General features: G+C 68.8%; 14 protein-coding genes and 1 pseudogene. 13 read left to right on the forward strand and 2 right to left on the reverse strand.

Features of this window, described 5'->3' with window-relative positions; translation table 11 throughout:
• Window positions 1-36: 36 nt before the first annotated feature.
• Window positions 37-969, reverse strand: coding sequence for an SDR family oxidoreductase (locus M2163_RS45880; protein ID WP_280897125.1), 933 nt, complete (start codon window positions 967-969; stop codon window positions 37-39).
• A 714-nt stretch (window positions 970-1,683) separates the two neighbouring features.
• Window positions 1,684-2,492, reverse strand: a protein-coding gene (locus tag M2163_RS45890) for an IS5 family transposase (protein ID WP_280846863.1) whose coding sequence is annotated in 2 segments (ribosomal slippage) — window positions 1,684-2,142 and window positions 2,145-2,492 — 807 coding nt in all. Because the reading frame shifts where the segments join, the coding sequence is not laid out codon by codon here.
• Window positions 2,493-3,330: 838 nt separating this feature from the next.
• Between M2163_RS45890 and M2163_RS45895 the strand changes: the two genes are divergently transcribed.
• The 13 genes and pseudogenes from M2163_RS45895 to M2163_RS45955 all read left to right on the forward strand — a co-directional run bounded on the left by M2163_RS45895 (window position 3,331) and on the right by M2163_RS45955 (window position 18,199).
• Entirely contained in the window at window positions 3,331-5,583 is a 2,253-nt protein-coding gene (locus M2163_RS45895; protein WP_280897127.1) for a xanthine dehydrogenase family protein molybdopterin-binding subunit, read from the forward strand.
• A gap of 482 nt (window positions 5,584-6,065) precedes the next feature.
• Window positions 6,066-7,358 carry an amidohydrolase family protein gene (locus tag M2163_RS45900; RefSeq protein WP_280846894.1) on the forward strand — a complete coding sequence of 431 codons (1,293 nt, stop codon included), beginning with the start codon at window positions 6,066-6,068 and terminating at the stop codon, window positions 7,356-7,358.
• Window positions 7,359-7,383: 25 nt separating this feature from the next.
• Complete coding sequence (locus tag M2163_RS45905) at window positions 7,384-8,886, forward strand: carboxylesterase family protein (protein WP_280897128.1); 1,503 nt, start codon at window positions 7,384-7,386, stop codon at window positions 8,884-8,886.
• Window positions 8,887-8,919: 33 nt separating this feature from the next.
• A pseudogene (locus M2163_RS45910) lies at window positions 8,920-9,164 on the forward strand (IS5/IS1182 family transposase); the annotation flags it as partial.
• A 261-nt stretch (window positions 9,165-9,425) separates the two neighbouring features.
• On the forward strand, window positions 9,426-10,295 hold the full coding sequence (locus tag M2163_RS45915; protein ID WP_280892845.1) for an IS5 family transposase: 870 nt from the start codon (window positions 9,426-9,428) through the stop codon (window positions 10,293-10,295).
• A gap of 37 nt (window positions 10,296-10,332) precedes the next feature.
• Complete coding sequence (locus tag M2163_RS45920; protein ID WP_280897129.1) at window positions 10,333-11,103, forward strand: hypothetical protein; 771 nt, start codon at window positions 10,333-10,335, stop codon at window positions 11,101-11,103.
• Window positions 11,104-11,170: 67 nt separating this feature from the next.
• Window positions 11,171-12,124, forward strand: a complete 954-nt coding sequence (locus tag M2163_RS45925) for an NAD(P)-dependent alcohol dehydrogenase (protein ID WP_280897130.1) — start codon at window positions 11,171-11,173, stop codon at window positions 12,122-12,124.
• 89 nt (window positions 12,125-12,213) lie between these two features.
• Window positions 12,214-12,345, forward strand: coding sequence for a hypothetical protein (locus tag M2163_RS45930; protein ID WP_280897131.1), 132 nt, complete (start codon window positions 12,214-12,216; stop codon window positions 12,343-12,345).
• A 496-nt stretch (window positions 12,346-12,841) separates the two neighbouring features.
• A complete protein-coding gene (locus tag M2163_RS45935) occupies window positions 12,842-13,207 on the forward strand; it encodes a WXG100 family type VII secretion target (RefSeq protein ID WP_280846890.1) in 366 nt (121 codons plus the stop codon).
• 244 nt (window positions 13,208-13,451) lie between these two features.
• Window positions 13,452-13,592 carry a hypothetical protein gene (locus M2163_RS45940; protein ID WP_280897132.1) on the forward strand — a complete coding sequence of 47 codons (141 nt, stop codon included), beginning with the start codon at window positions 13,452-13,454 and terminating at the stop codon, window positions 13,590-13,592.
• Window positions 13,593-13,654: 62 nt separating this feature from the next.
• The gene (eccD, locus tag M2163_RS45945) at window positions 13,655-15,001 is read left to right on the forward strand and encodes a type VII secretion integral membrane protein EccD (protein ID WP_280897133.1); all 1,347 of its coding nucleotides are present in this window, start codon (window positions 13,655-13,657) and stop codon (window positions 14,999-15,001) included.
• Between the two features lie 22 nt (window positions 15,002-15,023).
• Window positions 15,024-17,816 carry a right-handed parallel beta-helix repeat-containing protein gene (locus M2163_RS45950; protein ID WP_280897134.1) on the forward strand — a complete coding sequence of 931 codons (2,793 nt, stop codon included), beginning with the start codon at window positions 15,024-15,026 and terminating at the stop codon, window positions 17,814-17,816.
• Window positions 17,817-17,878: 62 nt separating this feature from the next.
• Window positions 17,879-18,199, forward strand: a complete 321-nt coding sequence (locus M2163_RS45955) for a hypothetical protein (protein WP_280897135.1) — start codon at window positions 17,879-17,881, stop codon at window positions 18,197-18,199.
• Window positions 18,200-18,250 lie beyond the last annotated feature (51 nt).

Below are 18,250 nucleotides of genomic sequence, written 5' to 3' on the forward strand. Positions count from 1 at the left end.
TGGTGTCAGTGCCGTGACGGCGGTGGTGTCGGGACGTCAGGCGGAGAATTGCGCACCGATCAGCCGCTCGGACGCCTCCCAGATCCTGTGGGCCTCGTCCATGTTGCGCAGCGGGGGCCACAGCATCTGCTCGGAGGGGGCGCCGCCGACGTCGGCTCGGTTGGGGCCGTAGAACTGGCCGCCCCGCGCGTCGGTGCTGGTGGCGGCCAGTAGTGCGGGCAGAGCGGCGGTGGCGGGGGTGCCGACGACGCCCACGCGGGAGAGCACGCGGATCATCCGGACGGCGCCGGTGTCCTTCTGCCGTCCCAAGCCGGGCTGGGCGGAGAGGAGGTTGGTGGGAGAGACGCCGGGGTGGGAGAGGTTGCTGGTGATGCCCCAGCCGGCCGCGGTGCTGCGGACGTCGAGTTCGCGGGCGAACAGGCCGACGGCGATCTTGGACTGGCGGTAGGCCTTCGTGACGTCGTAGTCCCGCTCCCAGTTGAGGTCGTCCCAGTTGATCGCGCCGCTGCGGGCGGCGATGCTGGTTTGGTGGGTGACTCGGGCCCTGCCCTCGATGAGCAGGGGCAGGAGGCCCTGAGTGAGGGCGAAGTGGCCGAGGTGGTTGGTACCGAACTGCAGCTCGAACCCGTCCTGGGTGGTCAGGCGGCTCGGGGGTTGCATCACGCCGGCGTTGTTGATGAGCAGGTTGATCGGGCGGCCCTCGCCCACGAGCTGCTTGGTGAGGGCGGTCACGGAGTCGAGCGAGGCCAGGTCCAGGGCCCGGGTGGTGACTCTCGCGCCCGGGACGAGGGCACGGATGCGGTCGACGGCCTGCTCGCCCTTGGTGGAGTTACGGACCGGCATGACCACCTCCGCGCCCGCCTGGGCCAGGCGGGAGGCGATGATGAACCCAATCCCGTCGCTCGCCCCGGTGACGAGGGCGAGCTTCCCGGACAGGTCGGGGATAGTGATGTCGATGTTCCGAGCCATTAGTGGTCTCTTTCGTTCAGCGACGAGTCAGCCGCGGTCGGCTTGTGCGTTCATGCTGGGCCGCCGTCGGCCGCGCATCCAGGACTCACCAGTCCACTGATGGCCGATCCGATCCTCTGAGCGGTGGATCGGCCAGCCCTGCCGGGCGCGTGCCCGGGAGGGACGAGGCAGTGCTGAGGGGGAGAGGTAAGGAACCCATGGTGATCGATCGGACCGGCCTCGCGGAGTTCCTTCGGAGCCGCCGGGAGTCACTGCGACCCAAGGACGCCGGTCCCTTCGCGTGGGCAGCGCCGCAGGACCGGCGGCTGCGCAGGAGGGGGTGGCGGCGCTTTGCCACATGTCGACCGACTACTGTGCCCGCCTGGAACGGGAGCGTGGGATCCCGCCGTTGGGGCAGATAAGCGCCTCGATCGCGCGAGGACTCCACCTCTCGCTCGACGAGCGCGACCACCTGTTCCGCTTGGCCGGTGACAACTCGCCCCGGAGTTGGCGGAGTCGGTGAGCACATCAACCCCGGCCGGCTGCGTGTCCTCGACCGCCAGCGACGCGCCCGCGCAGATCATCACCGAACTCGCCGAGTGGCTGCGTCAGACTCCGCTGGGCGTTGCGCTCACCGCCTGTACCGGCCCGGACCGCAGCATCGGCTACCGCTGGTTCACCGACCCCACCATCGGACACCTCTACGCGCCCGGGGAACGCCTCTTAGACGCCATTTCATTTGGTGATGCGGCGGTAGCAGATGAGGGTGCTGGCGATGCCGACGAAGGCGAGGAAGTGTTCGGGCTTGCGCTCGTAGCGGCGATGCAGGCGTCGGCATCCGTTCAGCCAGGACATCGTTCGCTCCACCACCCAGCGGTGCCGGCCCAGTCGGTCGGAGGTTTCGATCCCGCGACGCGCGATGCGGGGCACGATCTGTCGTCGCCGCAGCCAGCTGCGCAGGTGGTCGAAGTCGTAGCCCTTGTCGGCGTGCAGTTTGGCTGGCCGTCGGCGCCGTGGTCCGAAGCGGGAGCGGATCGGCGGGATGCCGCGCATCAGCGGTATCAGAGCCTGGCTGTCGTGCAGGTTCGCCGCGGTGATGCCGATCGACAGGGGCAGGCCGTTGCGGTCGACGATGAGGTGGATTTTCGATCCGCTCTTGCCTCGATCGGTCGGATTCGGTCCGGTCAGCGGCCCCCTTTGAGGGCGCGGACGCTGACCGAGTCGATGGCGCACCGCGACCAGTCCAGCTCACCGCGCGCGCCGAGCTCGTCCAGGACCAGGCGGTGGAGTTTGGCCCACACCCTTGCCTCGGACCACTCGGTGAAACGACGAAACGCCGTCACTCCCGACGGACCAAAGCCGGGCGGCAGTTGGTTCCAAGTGCATCCCGACGTGGCCACGAAGATGATGGCGGCCAGCACCTCCCGGTCCCCGTGCCGGCGTCGGCCACCGCCCTGCGGGCGTTCCGGTGCCGGCGGCACCACACGCTCGAACAGCTCCCATAAGCCGTCCGGCACCATCCGCTCGACGAGTCCAACAGTCATCGCTCCAGACTGCCGCAAGATCACGCCAAACGAAATGGCGCCTTAGGAGTTCCGGACGATGTGGAACGACCACAAGATCAGCATCCACCCCGAGTTCGGCGCACTCGAACTGGACTGTGAGCAGCTCATCGTCCGGGCCAAGTGCATTCCTTGCTCCTCCACACAGCCGTCCCTGGCACACAGAGCTACGAGAAACTCCAACTGCTGCCCGTCACCAGCCCACAGCCACTCCACTGACACCCACGAAGGCACCTCGTGGCGCGGATCAGTGGGGCAAAGCGCCAGGCGCCGCGAGATCCTCTGGGCTTCGAGCGCGACGAGACGTTCGGTGAGCGCGGCGCATTCGGCGTTGTAGGTGTTGAAGCCGTGCCCGGCCGGTCGAGGTACGCCCGGATCGCCCAACCTCGGATCGGCGAGTCCTGGCAGCCATCGGCCTTCTTGGTCAACCTGGGAGGAGCACCTCAAGCGCTCGGTCGTACCGAAGTTCGCCAGCCGTCGAGGTGCCTTCCGGCGCACAACCAGGAGAAGCGCATGATCCCAGACGATGAGGAGGGCCGGGATCGGTCGGACGTGTCTCCTCGAGGGTTCCTGGGCGCCGGTGCCGTCGCCGCAACTGCCGCGACACCGCTGGTGCCGACCGTGACGGGCGCCGCGCCGGCCGTGGCTGCGCAGGGCCACAGGCCCGTGGCAGTACGGGTCACGCTCAACGATGGCTGGCACGCGCTGCGCGTCGACCCGCGAGCCACGGCGGCACCGGGGCAGCCCTGCCCACCGCGATGTCCATCCACCGCCCCCGCGTCCCGCTGGCGGGCGCCGTTCCCAGCAGGCAGGAGTCAGGATGACCGTCTCTCCAGTCGGGCGTGAAGTCGCCCGCGTAGACGGCCGATTGAAGGTCACCGGAGCCGCACGCTACTCCGGTGACTACTCGGCCACCCACATGTCCTACGCCCACGTCGTCACCAGCACGGTCGCAAGGGGCACGATCCGCTCCATCGACACCGCCGCCGCGCTGGCCGCTCCCGGAGTCCTGCGCGTGTACGTCGCGGGGGACGGGCGCCTGAGGCTGTACCCGCTCGCACCCGAGTTCAGCTTCTTCGGCGAGAACTACATCCCCTTGCAGGACATGACCGTTCGCTACTACGGCCAGATCATCGCCGTGGTCGTTGCCGAGAGTGTCGAGCAGGCCCGCGACGCCGCGGCGCTGATCACCGTCACCTACGACGCGCAGCCACCGCGCTCCTCCCTCGCGAACGGACCCCGCGAGCCCTCCGACCCCACGTCCACCGGGGAGCCGAGCAGCGTCACAGTCCTCGCCCCCGGCATCGAGTCGATCGACGAGGCGCTCGCCGCCAGCGACGTCGTCGTGGAAGCTGACTTCGAACAGTTGGTGCAGCACCACGCCGCGATGGAACCTCACACCGTCCTCGCCGAGTGGGACGGCGACCGCCTGACCGTCCACGCCGGCGCGCAGATGCCAACGCCGTTCACGATCCTGCTGGCCCAGCGGCTCGGCGTCCCCCCACAGCAGGTGCGGCTGGTCGGGCGGTACGTCGGCGGCGGTTTCGGGGCCCGGGTCATCGTGTGGAGCGAGGCCCCGGTCGCAGCCGCTGCGGCCCGGGAGCTTGGCCGCCCCGTCAAGCTCACCCTCACCAGGGAGCAGATGTTCACCCTGGTCGGCCACCGTCCGCACCTCACCCAGACGGTCAGGCTGGGTGCCTCCCGCAACGGAGTCCTCAACGTCATCAGCCACGAGAGCGTCGCCGAGAGGCCGGCCGCTGGTGGGTGGAACTTGATCCCGGGCCACTCCACCTCGGACACGCTCTACAACACACCCAACCTGCGCATCAACCCGCAGCAGGTCATCCTCGACATGCCGAGCAGCTGGGCGATGCGGGCGCCCAACGAGGCCCCCGGGGCGTTCGCCCTGGAGACGGCGATGGACGAACTTGCCATCGCCACCGGTGTCGACCCCGTCGAGCTGCGACTGCGCAACTACGCCACCGTCAGCCCCTCCACGGGCCGGCCGTGGTCGAGCAAGCACCTCGACGAGTGCTATCGCGACGGCGCACGACGCTTCGGCTGGTCGGCCCGCAGCTCCACGCCCCGCGCGCGCGTCGACGGGCAGTGGCTGTTCGGCACCGGAATGTCCAGCGCTGCGTACCCGGCGAACCGTCAGGCCGCAAGCGTCAGGATCCGGCTGCTCGACGATGACACCGCCGTGGTGTCGACAGGGACCTCGGACCTGGGCACCGGCGCGTGGACGATGGTGGCGGTCGCCGGCGCCGACGCCCTGGGGCTCCCGCTGGGGCGGGTGACCTCCGAGATCGGCGACTCGGCGCTGCCCCCGGGCGCACCCGCCGTGGGCTCCGGCGCCACGCAGAGCACGGTCCCGGCGGTCGTGGCGGCCGCCCGCGACACGATCGACGCGCTCAAGCAGCTCGCAGTGACCCGTTCCGAATCGCCGTGGCACGGAAAGGACCCCGGGGACCTGCGCTACGAGCAGGGCCGACTGTACGGGAATGACCGCTCGATGACCTTCGGCGCGCTGCTCAGGGCCCTCGGGTCGCGGAGCATGGACGCCACCGCATCCGAGCCCGCCGGCGCCGCCCCCGGGTATACGTACCACAGCTTCGGCGCGCACTTCTGCGAGGTGCGCGTCAACCGGTTCACCGGCGAGATCCGCGTCACCCGTTTCACCACCGTCGTGGATGCTGGGCGGATCATCAACGCCCGGGCCGCCCGGAGTCAGATCGTCGGCGGAGTCATCTTCGGCATCTCGGGGGCCCTGCTGGAGGGAAACCACCTCGAACATGACACGGGACGGCTGGCCGGCAGCAACCTCGCCGACTACCTGGTAGCCGTGAACGCCGACATCCCCCACATCGACGTGCACCTCCTCGACCGGCCTGACCCGCACCTCACCGGTCCGCTCGGCGAGGACGGCGGGGAGGTCGGGACCCGAAGCCTCGGCGCCCGCGGCCTCGGGGAGATCGGCACCGTCGGCTCGGCCGCCGCCGTAGGCAACGCCGTCTTCAACGCCACCGGCATCCGGGTACGCACGCTGCCCATCACCCTCGACAAACTGCTGTAGTGGTGTGATCGGTGGCCTCGGTCTGGTCCCGTCGACCTGCGTGCGGCCCGGCGGCGACCACGTCGGACGACCGGCCGTTGCTCGAACTGGCTCCGCTTGACCTTGACGCGCTGAGAAGGCCGTCACTGCGGCCAAGGTGGTGAGGTCGCGCGACGGTCCGGGGCCCCTCCAGTTCCTCCAACGCGACCGCAGCCTGGGATCGACAGAGCCTGGATGATCCTGCTCCCGGTGGCCAGCCTTGGAGCAGCGCCCGACCTGGCGGCGGCTTCACGGACAGTCGCGGCGCCAGCCCTCCCCTGCCCGAACTTGCGAACAGCCAGGAAGCGCTTGCTGAGCGAAGAGAACATCGCACGCCTCGTCGGCGCCGATTTCGACGCCGGCGAACACGTCAACGCACTGTGCCTCTTCCCACGGCTCACCTGGACTCCGTTATCCCGCCAGCGAGCACAGTCCTCGATCGACCTCATCGAACGGAACCGAACGTGATCATCAAGAACGTGACCGTCATCGACGGCACCGGCGGTGCCGGCCTGCCCGCGATGGACGTCCGCATCGCCGACGGGCGATTCGAGGACATCCGTCCGTCCGGCGCGGACACCGCCAGGGCGCCGAGCGGCGACGACGGCGAAGCGGTTCTGGACGGACGCGGCGGCTACCTGCTGCCAGGTCTGTGGGAGAGCCACACGCACCTCATGGGGTTCGCCATGCATTTGCCGCAAGCCAAGCGGCTGCCATACCTCCAGGGAATCCTGACCGACTATCTGCACTCCGGCATCACGTCGGTGTGTGATCTCGGGGGATCGGTCACGCAGGGCCGCACGATCCGTGAGGCCGGCCGGGCCAGCGGCACCGCGGCATCGTTGTTCTTCGCAGGACCCGTCTTCACCAGTGTCGGAGGCTGGCCCCTGTCGTTCCATGGCGAGCGTTCCATGGCCGTCGGAGTGGGCGATGCCGACGAGGCACATCGGCAGGTCGAGAAACTGCTCGATCAGGTCGACTTCGTCAAGTGCATCTTTGACGGAAAGCCCAGAGGCGGCGAGCGGGTTGCCCTGGCCGCGCTCGAGGCGATCATCCAGGTCGCGCACGGCGCGGGCAAGAAGGTACTGGTCCATGTGGCAACAGGCACGGATCTGCGGGAGGCGGTCACGGCCGGAGCCGACTGCATCGAGCACTCCTTCGTCCCGGAGGATCCCGCCGAGGTGAGCGAAGCGGAGCAGATCGCCGCCCTGCTGGCCGAGACGGGAACCCTTTACTGCCCAACGCTTGTCACCTGGGAGCAGTTGGGCCGCAGCGGGGACCCCGCCTACCTGGACGAACTCGTCGCTGAGGGGATCTCCTCGGCCGAGGATGCCGCTGCGATCGCGGCTCGGCCCTTCTGGGGCATGCCGTTCCCACACCACCCGGTCGACGAAGCACAGACCCGGTTCGATTACGCAATGCGCACGCTGCCCCTCTTCCATGAAGCCGGGGTCAAGCTCGTTGCCGGAAGTGACGTCGCGATGGGCATGCCCTCGCCCGGCAGCGCCCTGCTGCGTGAGTTGCAGCTGTTCGCCAAGGCCGGGCTGCCCCTGTCCGAGATCATCACCACGGCCACCGGTCGCGCCGCGGAAAAGATCGGGAAGCGGGACGTCGTGGGCACCGTGACTGCGGGCGCCGTTGCCGACGCTCTGCTCCTGGACGCCGACCCGCTCGCGGACATCTCCCACCTGATCGATCCGCGGCACCGCCGGGCCGTCATCAGCGCCGGCCGTCTTATCTCACCGATCAACATCTGATGCGAACGATGCGCAGGAGTGTCTGATGTCGAAAGACGTGCATGGCACCCAGGTGACTGTCGAGGGCGGCACCGTGGGAGGTCGTTTACGCGAGGGTGTCGTCTCCTTCCTGGGAGTCCCGTATGCCGCGCCACCTTTCGGGGCGGACAGGATGGGGCCCCCGCAGCCGGTGGTTCCGTGGCAGGGCGTCCGTGACGCGGCTCGCATGGGGCCGACGGTGCCGAAGGGGGACTACCCGCCTGCCTTCCGGCGGCTCTTCCCCGAGGTGGAGATCGGGGGAGAGGAGTGTCTCAACCGCAATGTATGGACGCCCGACCTCAAGGCAGGCGGCCTTCCGGTGCTGGTGTGGATTCATGGTGGTTCGTTCGCCAACGGTTCCAATTCCGTGGCGGCGTGCGACGGGTCGGCCTTGGCGCGTAGCGGCGTGGTCTGCGCGGCGATCAACTACCGGCTCGCCGCGGAGTGTTTCCTTTTCCTCGACGACTGCCTGGCCAACCTCGGCCTCCAGGACCAGGTGGCCGCGCTGGAGTGGGTGCGGGACAACATCGCCGCCTTCGGCGGTGATCCCGGGAACGTGACGATGGCGGGGGAGTCAGCCGGTGCGATGAGCGTGGCCACCCTGCTGGTGATGCCATCCGCGGCCGGGTTGTTCGCCCGCGCCATCACACAGTCCGGCGCCGCCGCCAACACGCTCACCGCCGAGCAGGGGCTGGCGGTCGGCAGCCTGCTGGCCGAGGCACTCGAAGTGCCGACCACCAGGGACGCCATCGCAGCCGTTCCGCAGGACCGGCCCAGGCGTGCCGCCTCCAAGGGGGTCACGGAGGTCCAACTCGGTACCGCCCCCGACAAGTGGGCAAGCCTGGACCTGAGGGGGCTGTCTTTCGCACCGGTGGTCGACGGCACCGTCCTGCCGGTCCATCCGCTGGACGCCGCTCGCGTCGGGGCCGGAGTCCCTGTTCCGCTGCTGACAGGCTGGAACCGCGACGAGAATCGCTTGGGCCTAGTGGCCGTGAACATGTTGGACACGGTGGAGGAATTCACCCTGCTCGCCGGGGCGGCGGGTACGGGCTTGGGCCAGAAGGGGTGGCGATCTACCGCGCCGCGCGTCCCGGCGCGACCCCCCGGCGACCTGCTCGCGGCGATCGGCACCGACTGGTCCTACGCCCTTCCGGCCCTCCAGTACGCCGAAGCCCGCATCGCCGGGGATGCGGGCCCACCTGGGTGTACCGCTTCGACCACCTGGAGGCGGCCGACAACCACGGCTTCGGCTCGTGCCACGCCACCGAGCTGCCGTTCGTCTTCCGGACGGAGAACCACGACAGCGTACGGGCCCTCATCGGAGACCATCCCTCGCCGGCGACAGCCGCCACAGCACACGAGGCGTGGGTGTCCTTCGCGCGGAAGGGGACGCCCGGCTGGGAGCCCTATGACACAACCTGCACGTACCACCGCTCTGATCGGGGAGAAGATTCGTGTGGTCGACGATCCCGCCCCCGACGAGCGTCACGCCTGGGGCGGCATTTTCTAGCGTGATGCGCTGAAACTCAGGCTCAAGAGGCCGTCTCGATCGGCTGGGTCAGAAGCCTGACGGTTCGTGTTGGGGGAGCTGACAGGTCCGAATCCTGTGGACCGGTGCAAGAAAGGATCGAAGATCCACCTAAATACGGGCGGACCGGTCTGCTCCTCTCTGTCGGTATCTCCGGCGCCAACCTGCACGACAGCCAGGCCCTGGAGCCCCTCGTGCGGGGGATCCCGCCGATCCGCTCCCGCCGTGGCCAGCGTCGGCGCAAGCCCGCCGAGACACACGCTCACCAGTTGAGACGACCTCTGAGAGGTCGTTTTCATCTGCCTCGAACAGGTATGGGGCGATTCTCGGGGTGCGGGGTGGCGGTGCGGAAGGGGCTGTGGGTGTGGTCGGGTCCTGTGGGCCCTGCGGGGTGACGGGCGGGGCGGGATGCGACTCGTTCCTGTCTCATCCCAGGATGCCCCCGTCTTCGTGGCCGTGTGCTTCGGGCGCCGTTGCTTCGCGCCTGGCAACCCCCCGATCCGCGGCGATACGCCGGAAGCATGCCGTCGCGACGTCCGTATCCGAGTGATCTGTCCGATGCCCGCTGGGAGTTGATCGAGCCGGTGCTCTCGGCCTGGCGCTTCGAGCGCCGCGGCCGGGCTCTGGACTTCGGCCGGCCACCCGAGCACGACCTGCGCGACATCATGGACGCGATCTTGTATGTGGACCGCACCGGGATCCAGTGGCGCTATCTCCCGCACGACTTCCCGCACTGGAACACGGTCTATGGCTACTTCGCCAAGTGGCAGCAGGAAGGTGTGTTCGCCCATCTCAACGGCCTGCTCAGGCAACTGTTACGGGAGAAGGAAGGACGGAACAGCGAGCCGTCGGCCTGCGTGATCGACGCCCAGAGCGTCAAGACCTCCACCAGCGTTCATGTCTCCAGCCAGGGCATCGACGCCGGGAAAAAGATCGTGGGCAGGAAGCGGAACATCGTCACCGACACCCTCGGTCTCCTGCTGGCCGTGCTGGTCACCGCGGCGAGCGTGCAGGACTCCGTCGCCGGGACCTGGCTCCTGGACCAGGTCGCCGCCGACCACCCTGGCATCCGCAAAGTGTGGGTGGACGGCGGCTACCGCCAGCACCTCGTGGAGCACGCCGCCGCCCTCGGCATCGACATGGAAATCACCGCGCGCGCACCTGGGACCAGGGGCTTCACCCCGATCCCGAAGCGCTGGAGCGTCGAGCGGACCTACGGCTGGCTCATGCTCCACCGCCGTCTCGCCCGCGACTACGAGACCCTGACCGTCCGTTCCGAAGCCATGATCCACCTCGCCATGACCGATCTCATGGCCCGCCGCCTCACCAGCGAGAACACCATCTCCTGGCGCGATCCGACACGGCACACCAAACGGCAGATTCCGGGATGAAACAACGGGAGAAAACGACCTCTGAATACCGAGGAGGATGGTCGGCAGCAACCTGCTGCAGCCCCACACCATGAACACCAGCACCCGCCACCAGGTTCACATCACCCGCGACGGCCAACTCAGTATCGACAGTGAACCGCAGGTCGTTCCCGACGAGGTCGACCCCTCACAGGCCGTCATCCAGATCCTCCATGTCGAAGCAGTCGGCAGCGGCCTCCCAGTCCTCGTCCAGGTCCAGGATGACCGCACCCGCTCCCGGTTCGACATGCGCGTCATGCCCGACGGCACCACCCAGGCCCCGGCAACCGCGTCCGCTCAACGGGTGGCAACCGAGCCGCAGCAACAAGAGGGCAGTCTCCTCGACCGGCTCACCGCTGCCCAGGCCGCCGGTCGGGTCCACGACTTCGACCTGGCCATACCGGCTGCTGATGCCATCCTGCAGCAGCTCAGCGCAGAGCAGGGCGACATGGCGGCCGCGACCCTTGAGGCAGCGCAATTCCGTGCGGATCTGGCCTACTTGAGCGGCGAGTACATCGTCGCCACCGCCTCCTGGATCCGGCTCGCCCTCGCCTGGTACGACCGGCTCGGACCGGGCAGGCGGCGCACCCAAGTGGCAGCGCAGAACGCCGTCCAGGCCTGGATGCACCTGCCCCTGTGTCAGGCACGGCCACTGGCTTCCGACCTTGTCGACATGCTCTTGGAAGTGACCGCCCCTGAGCGCACCGAGACGATGCGCGCACACATCGCCGAGCGGCTCGGACAACCGAGCAGCCAAGACCATGTCGTCTGTGGTGAGACGGACGTATAGGACACGGTCCGACGGCAGTGTCACCCCATTGGCTGCCCAGCCCAGGACCCGACGTACAGGAGAGACCATGCGAGCCATCCGGTATGACCGTTTCGGCGGTCCTGAAGTGCTGCACGTCGCCGACGTGCCCACCCCTCGACCCGCGCCGGGGCAGGTCCTTGTCGAGGTGTACGCCGCGGGCGTGGACGCCGGGGAGATCGCCTTCCGCAAGGGCCGACTTCGTGCTGTGAGCCGGACGAGGCTCCCCCGCGGCGTCGGAGGGGACTTCACGGGCCGCGTCGCAGAGTTGGGAGCCGGGGTGCGCGACTGGCGCGTGGGAGACCGGGTGTGGGGGCTGATGCCGCGCCTCGTCTTTGGTGCCGTCGCCGAGTACGTCGCCGTTCCCGAGCAGCGGCTCGCCCGGGCCCCGGAGAACCTGACTCCGCTGCAAGCCGCCGCGCTACCGACGTCGGGCACCACCGCCGTGACCGCCCTGACCGAGAAGGCCGGCCTCGTCAGCGGCGAGCGGCTCCTGGTCCGTGGGGCCACGGGAGGCGTGGGAAGCGTCGCGGTGCAGTTGGGCAAGCCCCTCGGCGCCCACGTCACAGCCCTTGCCAGTGCCCGCAACCTCGGCTGGATCGTAGAACTGGGCGCCGACGAAGCCCTGGACTACCGCACGACCCGGCCGGAGGACCTCGACCGTTTCGATGTGATCCTCGACGTTGTGGGCACGCGCCTGGGCGCTTACCGGGCACGGCTCGCCCGCAGGGGGCGCATGGTCGCGCTGGCCTTCGACCACGACCGTCCCCTTGCATCCATGGCCACCGTGGGGCTGCGGGCCGCCCTCACCCCCCACCGGATCAAAGCATTCAGCAATAACCCCTCCGCCGAGCGGATCGCCGAACTCACCGAACTGGCCGAGACGGGAAGCGTCCGCCCCGCAGTGGACACCGTCTTCCCGATGGCCGACATCGCAGAAGCGCACCGCCGCCTCGAAGCAGGCGGCGTGCGCGGCAAATACGTCATCAGCGTGCAGCGCTGAGTGCATCCCGCGGGACTGTCCTTCAGGGCCCGGAGTGCCGCGGCTGCGTGCAAGCGCGTCGGGGCGGCAAGCGGGCCATGGTCGCGGTCATGTACAAGCACCCGATCGCGACCTGGTACGTCCTGCACGACCGCCTGCCCTACCGCGAGCTCGGTGCCCACCGCTCCGGTGTACGCCGACACCGAGCAACGCGGCTCGGCCGCTCGGGCCCGCCGGAGTAATCGATCTCATTCTTGACGCGGTGACCAGCCGGTGCCGACGGGCTGGAGCCGTGGATCGACGGACCGAATTCGTCAGCGCAGACGACCGTCGCCCCGTTGGGCGGGTCGGCGTAGAACTCGACGATCCACGTCCTTTTCCTCGAGTCCGCATCTCAATGATGCTTGAACACCGCCAGGGCTGTCGCGTCAGGTCTCCCAGGCCGCGCCCGTACCGGTGCCGCCCTACTCCTTTGTTGACCAGCCCTTCAGCGGCTCGTGTGCGCGTCAGCTCGCCAATGAATGCCGACAGGAGCTGTACGAGCACATCCACGAGTTCGGGCTTGGCTTTGTGACCACTGGGGCCCAGGCCGTGGCGTCGCGAAGGCGCGAGCCCGGCGGATTGGGCACGTCCCCTCTGTTGTGTTCAGAAGATGCTCAGGTGCTGCTCACTCGGTCCGATCATCGGCACGGAGATGTTTGACTACGGGACAACGATCGAGAAGGAAGGATTCCACCCATGGCTGTCGAGCCTTCCGTAAGCGTCGGTGGTGTGACGTACCGGGTGACACCGGAGTACCTGGCTGATGCCTCCACCAATACGGCTACCACGGCGACGGAGATCGCCGGGCAACTAGCTGATCTGAAGCTCTATGTGACCAGCCTTGAGCAGAGCTGGCAGGGCATAGCCCACTCCGAGTTCCAGAACCTGATGGCGAAGTACGACGTTTACGCTCGCATGCTCAACGACGCCCTGGACGGAATCTCCAAAGGACTTCAGGGCAGCTACGTGAACTACAAGGACTCCGAACAGCAGAACCTGAACAACCTCACCCAGTTGGGCGAGGACGTTCCGAAGTCCCCGAGCGGCACGAACTTCAACTGATCCATCCGCGTATCCAGCCGATTCATTTGCGCGTTCTTCCGCAGGGCCGGCGCGTTCGAGGAGTGATTCATGGCCAACATCGACGGCACCGCCGATCTACGTAGGCGAAGGGCTTGAAGCCGCGGGCAGCACCATCAACGCCAGATCCGGAGAGATAACCACAGAACTCCAGCTGCTGAAAAACAAATTGTCGCCGCTGGCCGACGCGTGGAGGGAGAGCGAGGCCGCTACCTACTATCAGGACATGCAGAACGGGTGGGACCTGGCGGCCAACGGCCTTTTCGGAGAGGACGGCGTGCTCGGCCGCATTGCCCACGCCATGAATGTCAACTGGAACAACTACAGTGACGCCGAGTGGGCGAACGTGTCCACCTGGCGGCGATGACGCACCACATTTCTCACCCGTCTCTTTGCGCCTCCCCTGTCTGAACACCGAAGGAAACATCTGTGCCCGATGAACGCTGCCGGGTCACCGTGGTCGGCGACCGCAGGCAGGTCGACCTGGCACTCCCAGCCCAGGCCCCGATCGCCGAATACGTCCCGCGACTCGCCACCCTGTGCGGCCAGCCCGAGTCCGAGGGCATGCCCCCGGTATGGACACTCGCGCCGTCGGGAGGTTCCCCGATGGCCCCCGGCGACACGCTGTCGGGAGCAGGCATCGTGGACGGTGCCACCTTGTACCTGCGCGACCAGCGGGCCGCGGAGCTGAACGAGCTGACCATCACTGACCTTGACGAACAGATCGCGAACGCCCGTGACGACGGCGGCCTGTGGAGCGCCCGCCGGCGTGCCCAGAGCGTTCTCGGTGCGGGTCTGGCGGTCATGGTGATCTCGGCCGCCTGGCTCGGCGCGCATCGGATGGCGGGCGTGACCGTGTTGTTCTTCGTGCTGGCCGCGCTGTGCTCGGCGTTGCTCGCCTGGTACTCCGAGCGCAAGAACTGGCCGCTGCCCCGTCCGGTGCGCCAGCTGCTCGCGCTGGCCGCTTGCCCGCTGCTGTCCTGCGCCGGCCTGGGAGCGCCGGTCGACGGCCCAGTGGCCACACCGTTCCTGGTGGTGGGAACCGCAGTGATCGGCGCGCTCGCCGGACTGGTCGCCTTCCCTGCTCTTGCCACGGTGCTACTCCAGACTCTGACACTGGTGACCGCGTTGTTCGTGGTGCCGCTGGTCGTGTCGGACGCGAGTCTGACCAGCTCGGTGGCGGCGGTGGCCCTGGTGCTGTTCGTGCTGACAGGGCTGCTGCCCCGGATCACCAGCCAGTTCGCGGTGCTCGTGCCCGACGGTCCGGACACCGGCGCCCCAGCTCTGAGCAGCGAAGAGGTCGCCGCCGTCGTCCGCCGGGGCAATGGGCTGCTCACCTTCCTCAGCATTGTCACCGCGACCATCCTGACGGCCGCTCTGCTCACCCTGACCACCTCGCGGGACGCGTACGCCCTGTCCCTGGTGGCCTGCGTCAGCGGCGGGCTGCTGCTCCAGGCCGGCTCGATGCGCGTGCTGTCCAGCGTGATCCCGCTGCTGTCCGCCGGAGTGCTCGGGCTGCTCGCGCTGGCCGTACGAGCGCCCGAGTACCTCTTCGACTCGCCCAGCGCGGGAGCGCTGACCGCGTTCGCGGCGGGTGCCGTCCTGGTGGGCTGCGGGCTGTTCCTCGCCTTCGGTGCGGCCCTGCGTCCCATCGAGCCGGAGCGGCCCACCTGGCCCGGGGCCGTCGTCACCGCTCTCGTCGTCGCCGCCCTGCCGCTGACCGCCGGTGTCTTCGGTCTCTTCGGCTGGCTGACCGGCCTGGGCGGTGACCTGTGACCGAGGGCCGGACCGGTGGACCATGCGTGAGCTGAAGTCGGTCGCACAGCGTGTCGCACCGGGCAGTTGGGGCGCGCACCGCTCCATCGGCGCGGCTGTCAGGGACGCCAGGCCGGGCGGGGTGATCACTGTGCAGGCCGGGACATACACCGAGGCGCTGGTGCTGGACAAGGACATCGTCCTAGTCGCCAAGGGCACCGTACGGGTGGTCGCGCCGCGCGGCCCGGCCGTCACCGTGCACACGGGCCGCGCCGAGCTGCGCGGCTTCACCCTCGTCTCCCCCGCGCCCCGGGAGGCCGCGGTGCTGCTGCGCGGCGGTGAACCGGTGCTGCGGGACTGCGAAATCACCGGCGGTCGCGTCGAGGTCGCCGCCGGGGCGGCTCCGTTGCTGCGCGACTGCTCGGTGCGGCAGGCCGAGGGCATGGCGGTACGTCTGACAGGCACCAGCCGCACCACGCTGGAGGCCCTGACGGTCGGCGGCTGCACAGGGGACGGCGTGGTCGTCGAGGACGAGGCGGCTCTCGAACTAGCTGACTCGCTCGTGGACGGTGTCGCCGGATGCGGCATCGTCGTGACCGCCGGCGCGCACGCGGCTCTGACCCGCTGTGAGATACGTGGCAGCGGAGCCACCGCTGTCCTTGTGGACGGACACGCCTCCGCGGCACTGAGTGAGTGCCGCTTGTACGAGGCGGCCGGTCTGGGGATCTGGGTACGCGGCACGGCGGGCCGCCCGCCGGGCCCGCAGCGCCGCCGGCAGTGGGGCACCGGCCCGGCCGGCGAGGCCCCCAACCCGGTGGCGGTCTCCTCCTCTGTCGATGCTGCAGTCCACTCCGCTGACCGAGCCCAGGGTGTGCGGTTGCACGACTGTGAGATCTTCCGCACCGGACGATCCGGTGTACTCGTGGAGGACCAAAGCTCGATCGTGCTGGACCGTTGCCAGGTGCACCGCACCACCGGTGCCGCGGTGCTGGTCAGAGGAGAGGCCGTCGCGGAACTGGTCTCGGTGAGGGCCGTGGACTGCACGGACACGGCGCTCGTCGTCAGCGCGACCGGGAACGCCACCGCGCGCGACTCCACCTTCGCCCGTACCGGTGCCAACGGGCTCTACGCGACGGGCGAGGCTTGGGTCTCACTGACCGGGTGCACGGTGCGGGAGACCGCCTACACGGTCGTGCATCTGGGCGGTTCGGCGCGGGTGGAGGTACAGGACTGCGCGATCGGGGGCACCCCCGAATACGGCGTCCGTGTCACCGAACGGGCCGAACTGCTGGCGGAGCGCTGCGAGGTGACCGACGTCGAGCTGACGGGGCTGTGCGTGGAGGGCGGCGACGCGGCCCTGCGCGACTGCCGGATCGAAGGCGACCGCGACGGCGTACGCCTGACCACCACCCACCGGCCCCTGCTGTCTCACTGCGCCGTCACCTCCGTCGGCGAGGCCGGTGTCCGGGTCGGCCGGGGCACGGGCGCCCTGCTGGAGAACGTGACGATCACCGGAGCCACCACGGGCCTGCTCCTGGAGGAGGACAGCACGGTCCTCGTGGAGGGCGGAGCGGTGCGCGAGTCCCGGGGCAGCGGTGTCGTCGTGTACGCGTCCGCCCGTCCCGCGGTTCATGGCCTCACGGTCGAGTCTGCGGCGAAGAATGCGCTGTACGTCGGGGACGGGGGCGAAGGCCGCTACGACGACTGTCACTTCACCGGGAGCCGTTTCCCTGCCGTTTACGCCGGTGCCCGTTCCAGGTTCGTGCTGCGCCGATGCGTCGTGGACGGCACCGAGACGGACCTGCTGCGGGACGAGGAGGCGGAGGTGTACGCGCGGGACTGTCATGTCGAGGATGCGGTCGATCCGGTGCTGCCGACCTTGCCGCCCCCGCCCACGGAGCAGGGAAGCACTCAAGTACCCGATGTCCGCAGGGCGGTGGCCACCCGCGGCACCGCGGGGGAGGGCGAGCAGGACCCCGAGGCCCCCGAAGCGGCCGCGGCGAAGTTGGAGGAACTCCGCGCCGAACTCGACCGGCTGGTCGGCCTGGAAGGTGTCAAACACGATGTGGTCACGCTCACGAGGCTGATGCAGATCGTGAAGGCCCGCCAGGACGCCGGGCTCGCGCCGCCGCCGCTGAGCAGGCACCTGGTCTTCGCGGGGAACCCTGGCACCGGCAAGACCACTGTGGCCCGCCTCTACGGCGGCTTCCTGGCGGCGCTCGGTCTGCTCAGCCGCGGTCACCTGGTCGAAGCCGACCGGGGGGACCTGGTCGGGGAGTACGTCGGGCACACCGCGCCCAAGACGACCGCCGTCTTCCGGCGCGCTCTGGGCGGGGTGCTCTTCATCGACGAGGCGTACTCCCTCGCGCCCCAGGGCCAATTCACCGACTTCGGCTCGGAAGCCATCTCGACGCTCGTGAAACTGATGGAGGACCACCGTGACGAGGTGGTCGTCATCGTCGCCGGCTACCCGAACGAGATGAACCGGCTGCTGGAGTCCAACGCCGGCCTGGCCTCACGCTTCACCCGCACCCTGCACTTCGACGACTACTCCTCGTCCGATCTGGTGCGCATCGTCGAGCACCAGGCCGACCGCCACCAGTACACCTTCGCGCCGCAGACCATCGCCGCGCTGCACGACTACTTCGAGACGCTGCCGCGCGGCGAACAGTTTGGCAACGGACGCAGCGCCCGGCAGGTCTTCCAGCAGATGACCGAGAGGCACGCGCAGCGCGTGGCCGAACTCGGCTTGGGCGCCGTCGATTTCGCATCAGCCGACGAGGAACTGCTCACCACGCTCCTGCCCGTGGACCTCCCCCCGGAAGAGGCTCTCTGAGCAGGGCAAAGCGGCAGGACGCCAAAGGACCTCGGACCGGGTGAAAGACAGGTGTCTCCCAGATGGCAGAACAAAGCACGCAGGACTGGCTCGTACACCTCGCAGCACTGAAGGAGGCGATCGGCGCGGTGAGGCGGGAGTCGGCGGAGATCACGACCGGCATGGCGTCAATCGCCGCCAAGATGAACGACATCGGCACCTCGTGGAACAGTCCGTCCTACGCCACGTTCGACGACATCAAGTCCTGGTTCCTGACGTGCCAGCACGATCTGGAAGCACTGATGCAGGACATCCTCCGCCGGATGGACGCCACGTACGCGAACTACCACGACGCGGAGGGCACGAACTACAGCAACGTCACCGACGGGCCGTCGGATGGCTGAGCGGCGTCGCGGTGCGCCCGGCACGCCGCACGCCGTCCAGCATGCGGCGTG

Origin of the sequence: Streptomyces sp. SAI-135, assembly GCF_029893805.1 — a bacterium.
GTDB lineage: Bacteria > Actinomycetota > Actinomycetes > Streptomycetales > Streptomycetaceae > Streptomyces.

Bases quoted from the DNA above. Each gene is read 5' to 3' on its own strand.
- M2163_RS45920 (WP_280897129.1), top strand. From the start codon at position 10,333: ATGGTCGGCAGCAACCTGCTGCAGCCCCACACCATGAACACCAGCACC.
- M2163_RS45895 (WP_280897127.1), top strand. From the start codon at position 3,331: ATGACCGTCTCTCCAGTCGGGCGTGAAGTCGCCCGCGTAGACGGCCGA.
- M2163_RS45950 (WP_280897134.1), top strand. From the start codon at position 15,024: ATGCGTGAGCTGAAGTCGGTCGCACAGCGTGTCGCACCGGGCAGTTGG.
- M2163_RS45930 (WP_280897131.1), top strand. From the start codon at position 12,214: ATGTACAAGCACCCGATCGCGACCTGGTACGTCCTGCACGACCGCCTG.
- M2163_RS45925 (WP_280897130.1), top strand. From the start codon at position 11,171: ATGCGAGCCATCCGGTATGACCGTTTCGGCGGTCCTGAAGTGCTGCAC.
- M2163_RS45880 (WP_280897125.1), bottom strand. From the start codon at position 969: ATGGCTCGGAACATCGACATCACTATCCCCGACCTGTCCGGGAAGCTC.
- M2163_RS45940 (WP_280897132.1), top strand. From the start codon at position 13,452: ATGCAGAACGGGTGGGACCTGGCGGCCAACGGCCTTTTCGGAGAGGAC.
- M2163_RS45955 (WP_280897135.1), top strand. From the start codon at position 17,879: ATGGCAGAACAAAGCACGCAGGACTGGCTCGTACACCTCGCAGCACTG.
- M2163_RS45935 (WP_280846890.1), top strand. From the start codon at position 12,842: ATGGCTGTCGAGCCTTCCGTAAGCGTCGGTGGTGTGACGTACCGGGTG.
- M2163_RS45915 (WP_280892845.1), top strand. From the start codon at position 9,426: ATGCCGTCGCGACGTCCGTATCCGAGTGATCTGTCCGATGCCCGCTGG.
- M2163_RS45905 (WP_280897128.1), top strand. From the start codon at position 7,384: ATGTCGAAAGACGTGCATGGCACCCAGGTGACTGTCGAGGGCGGCACC.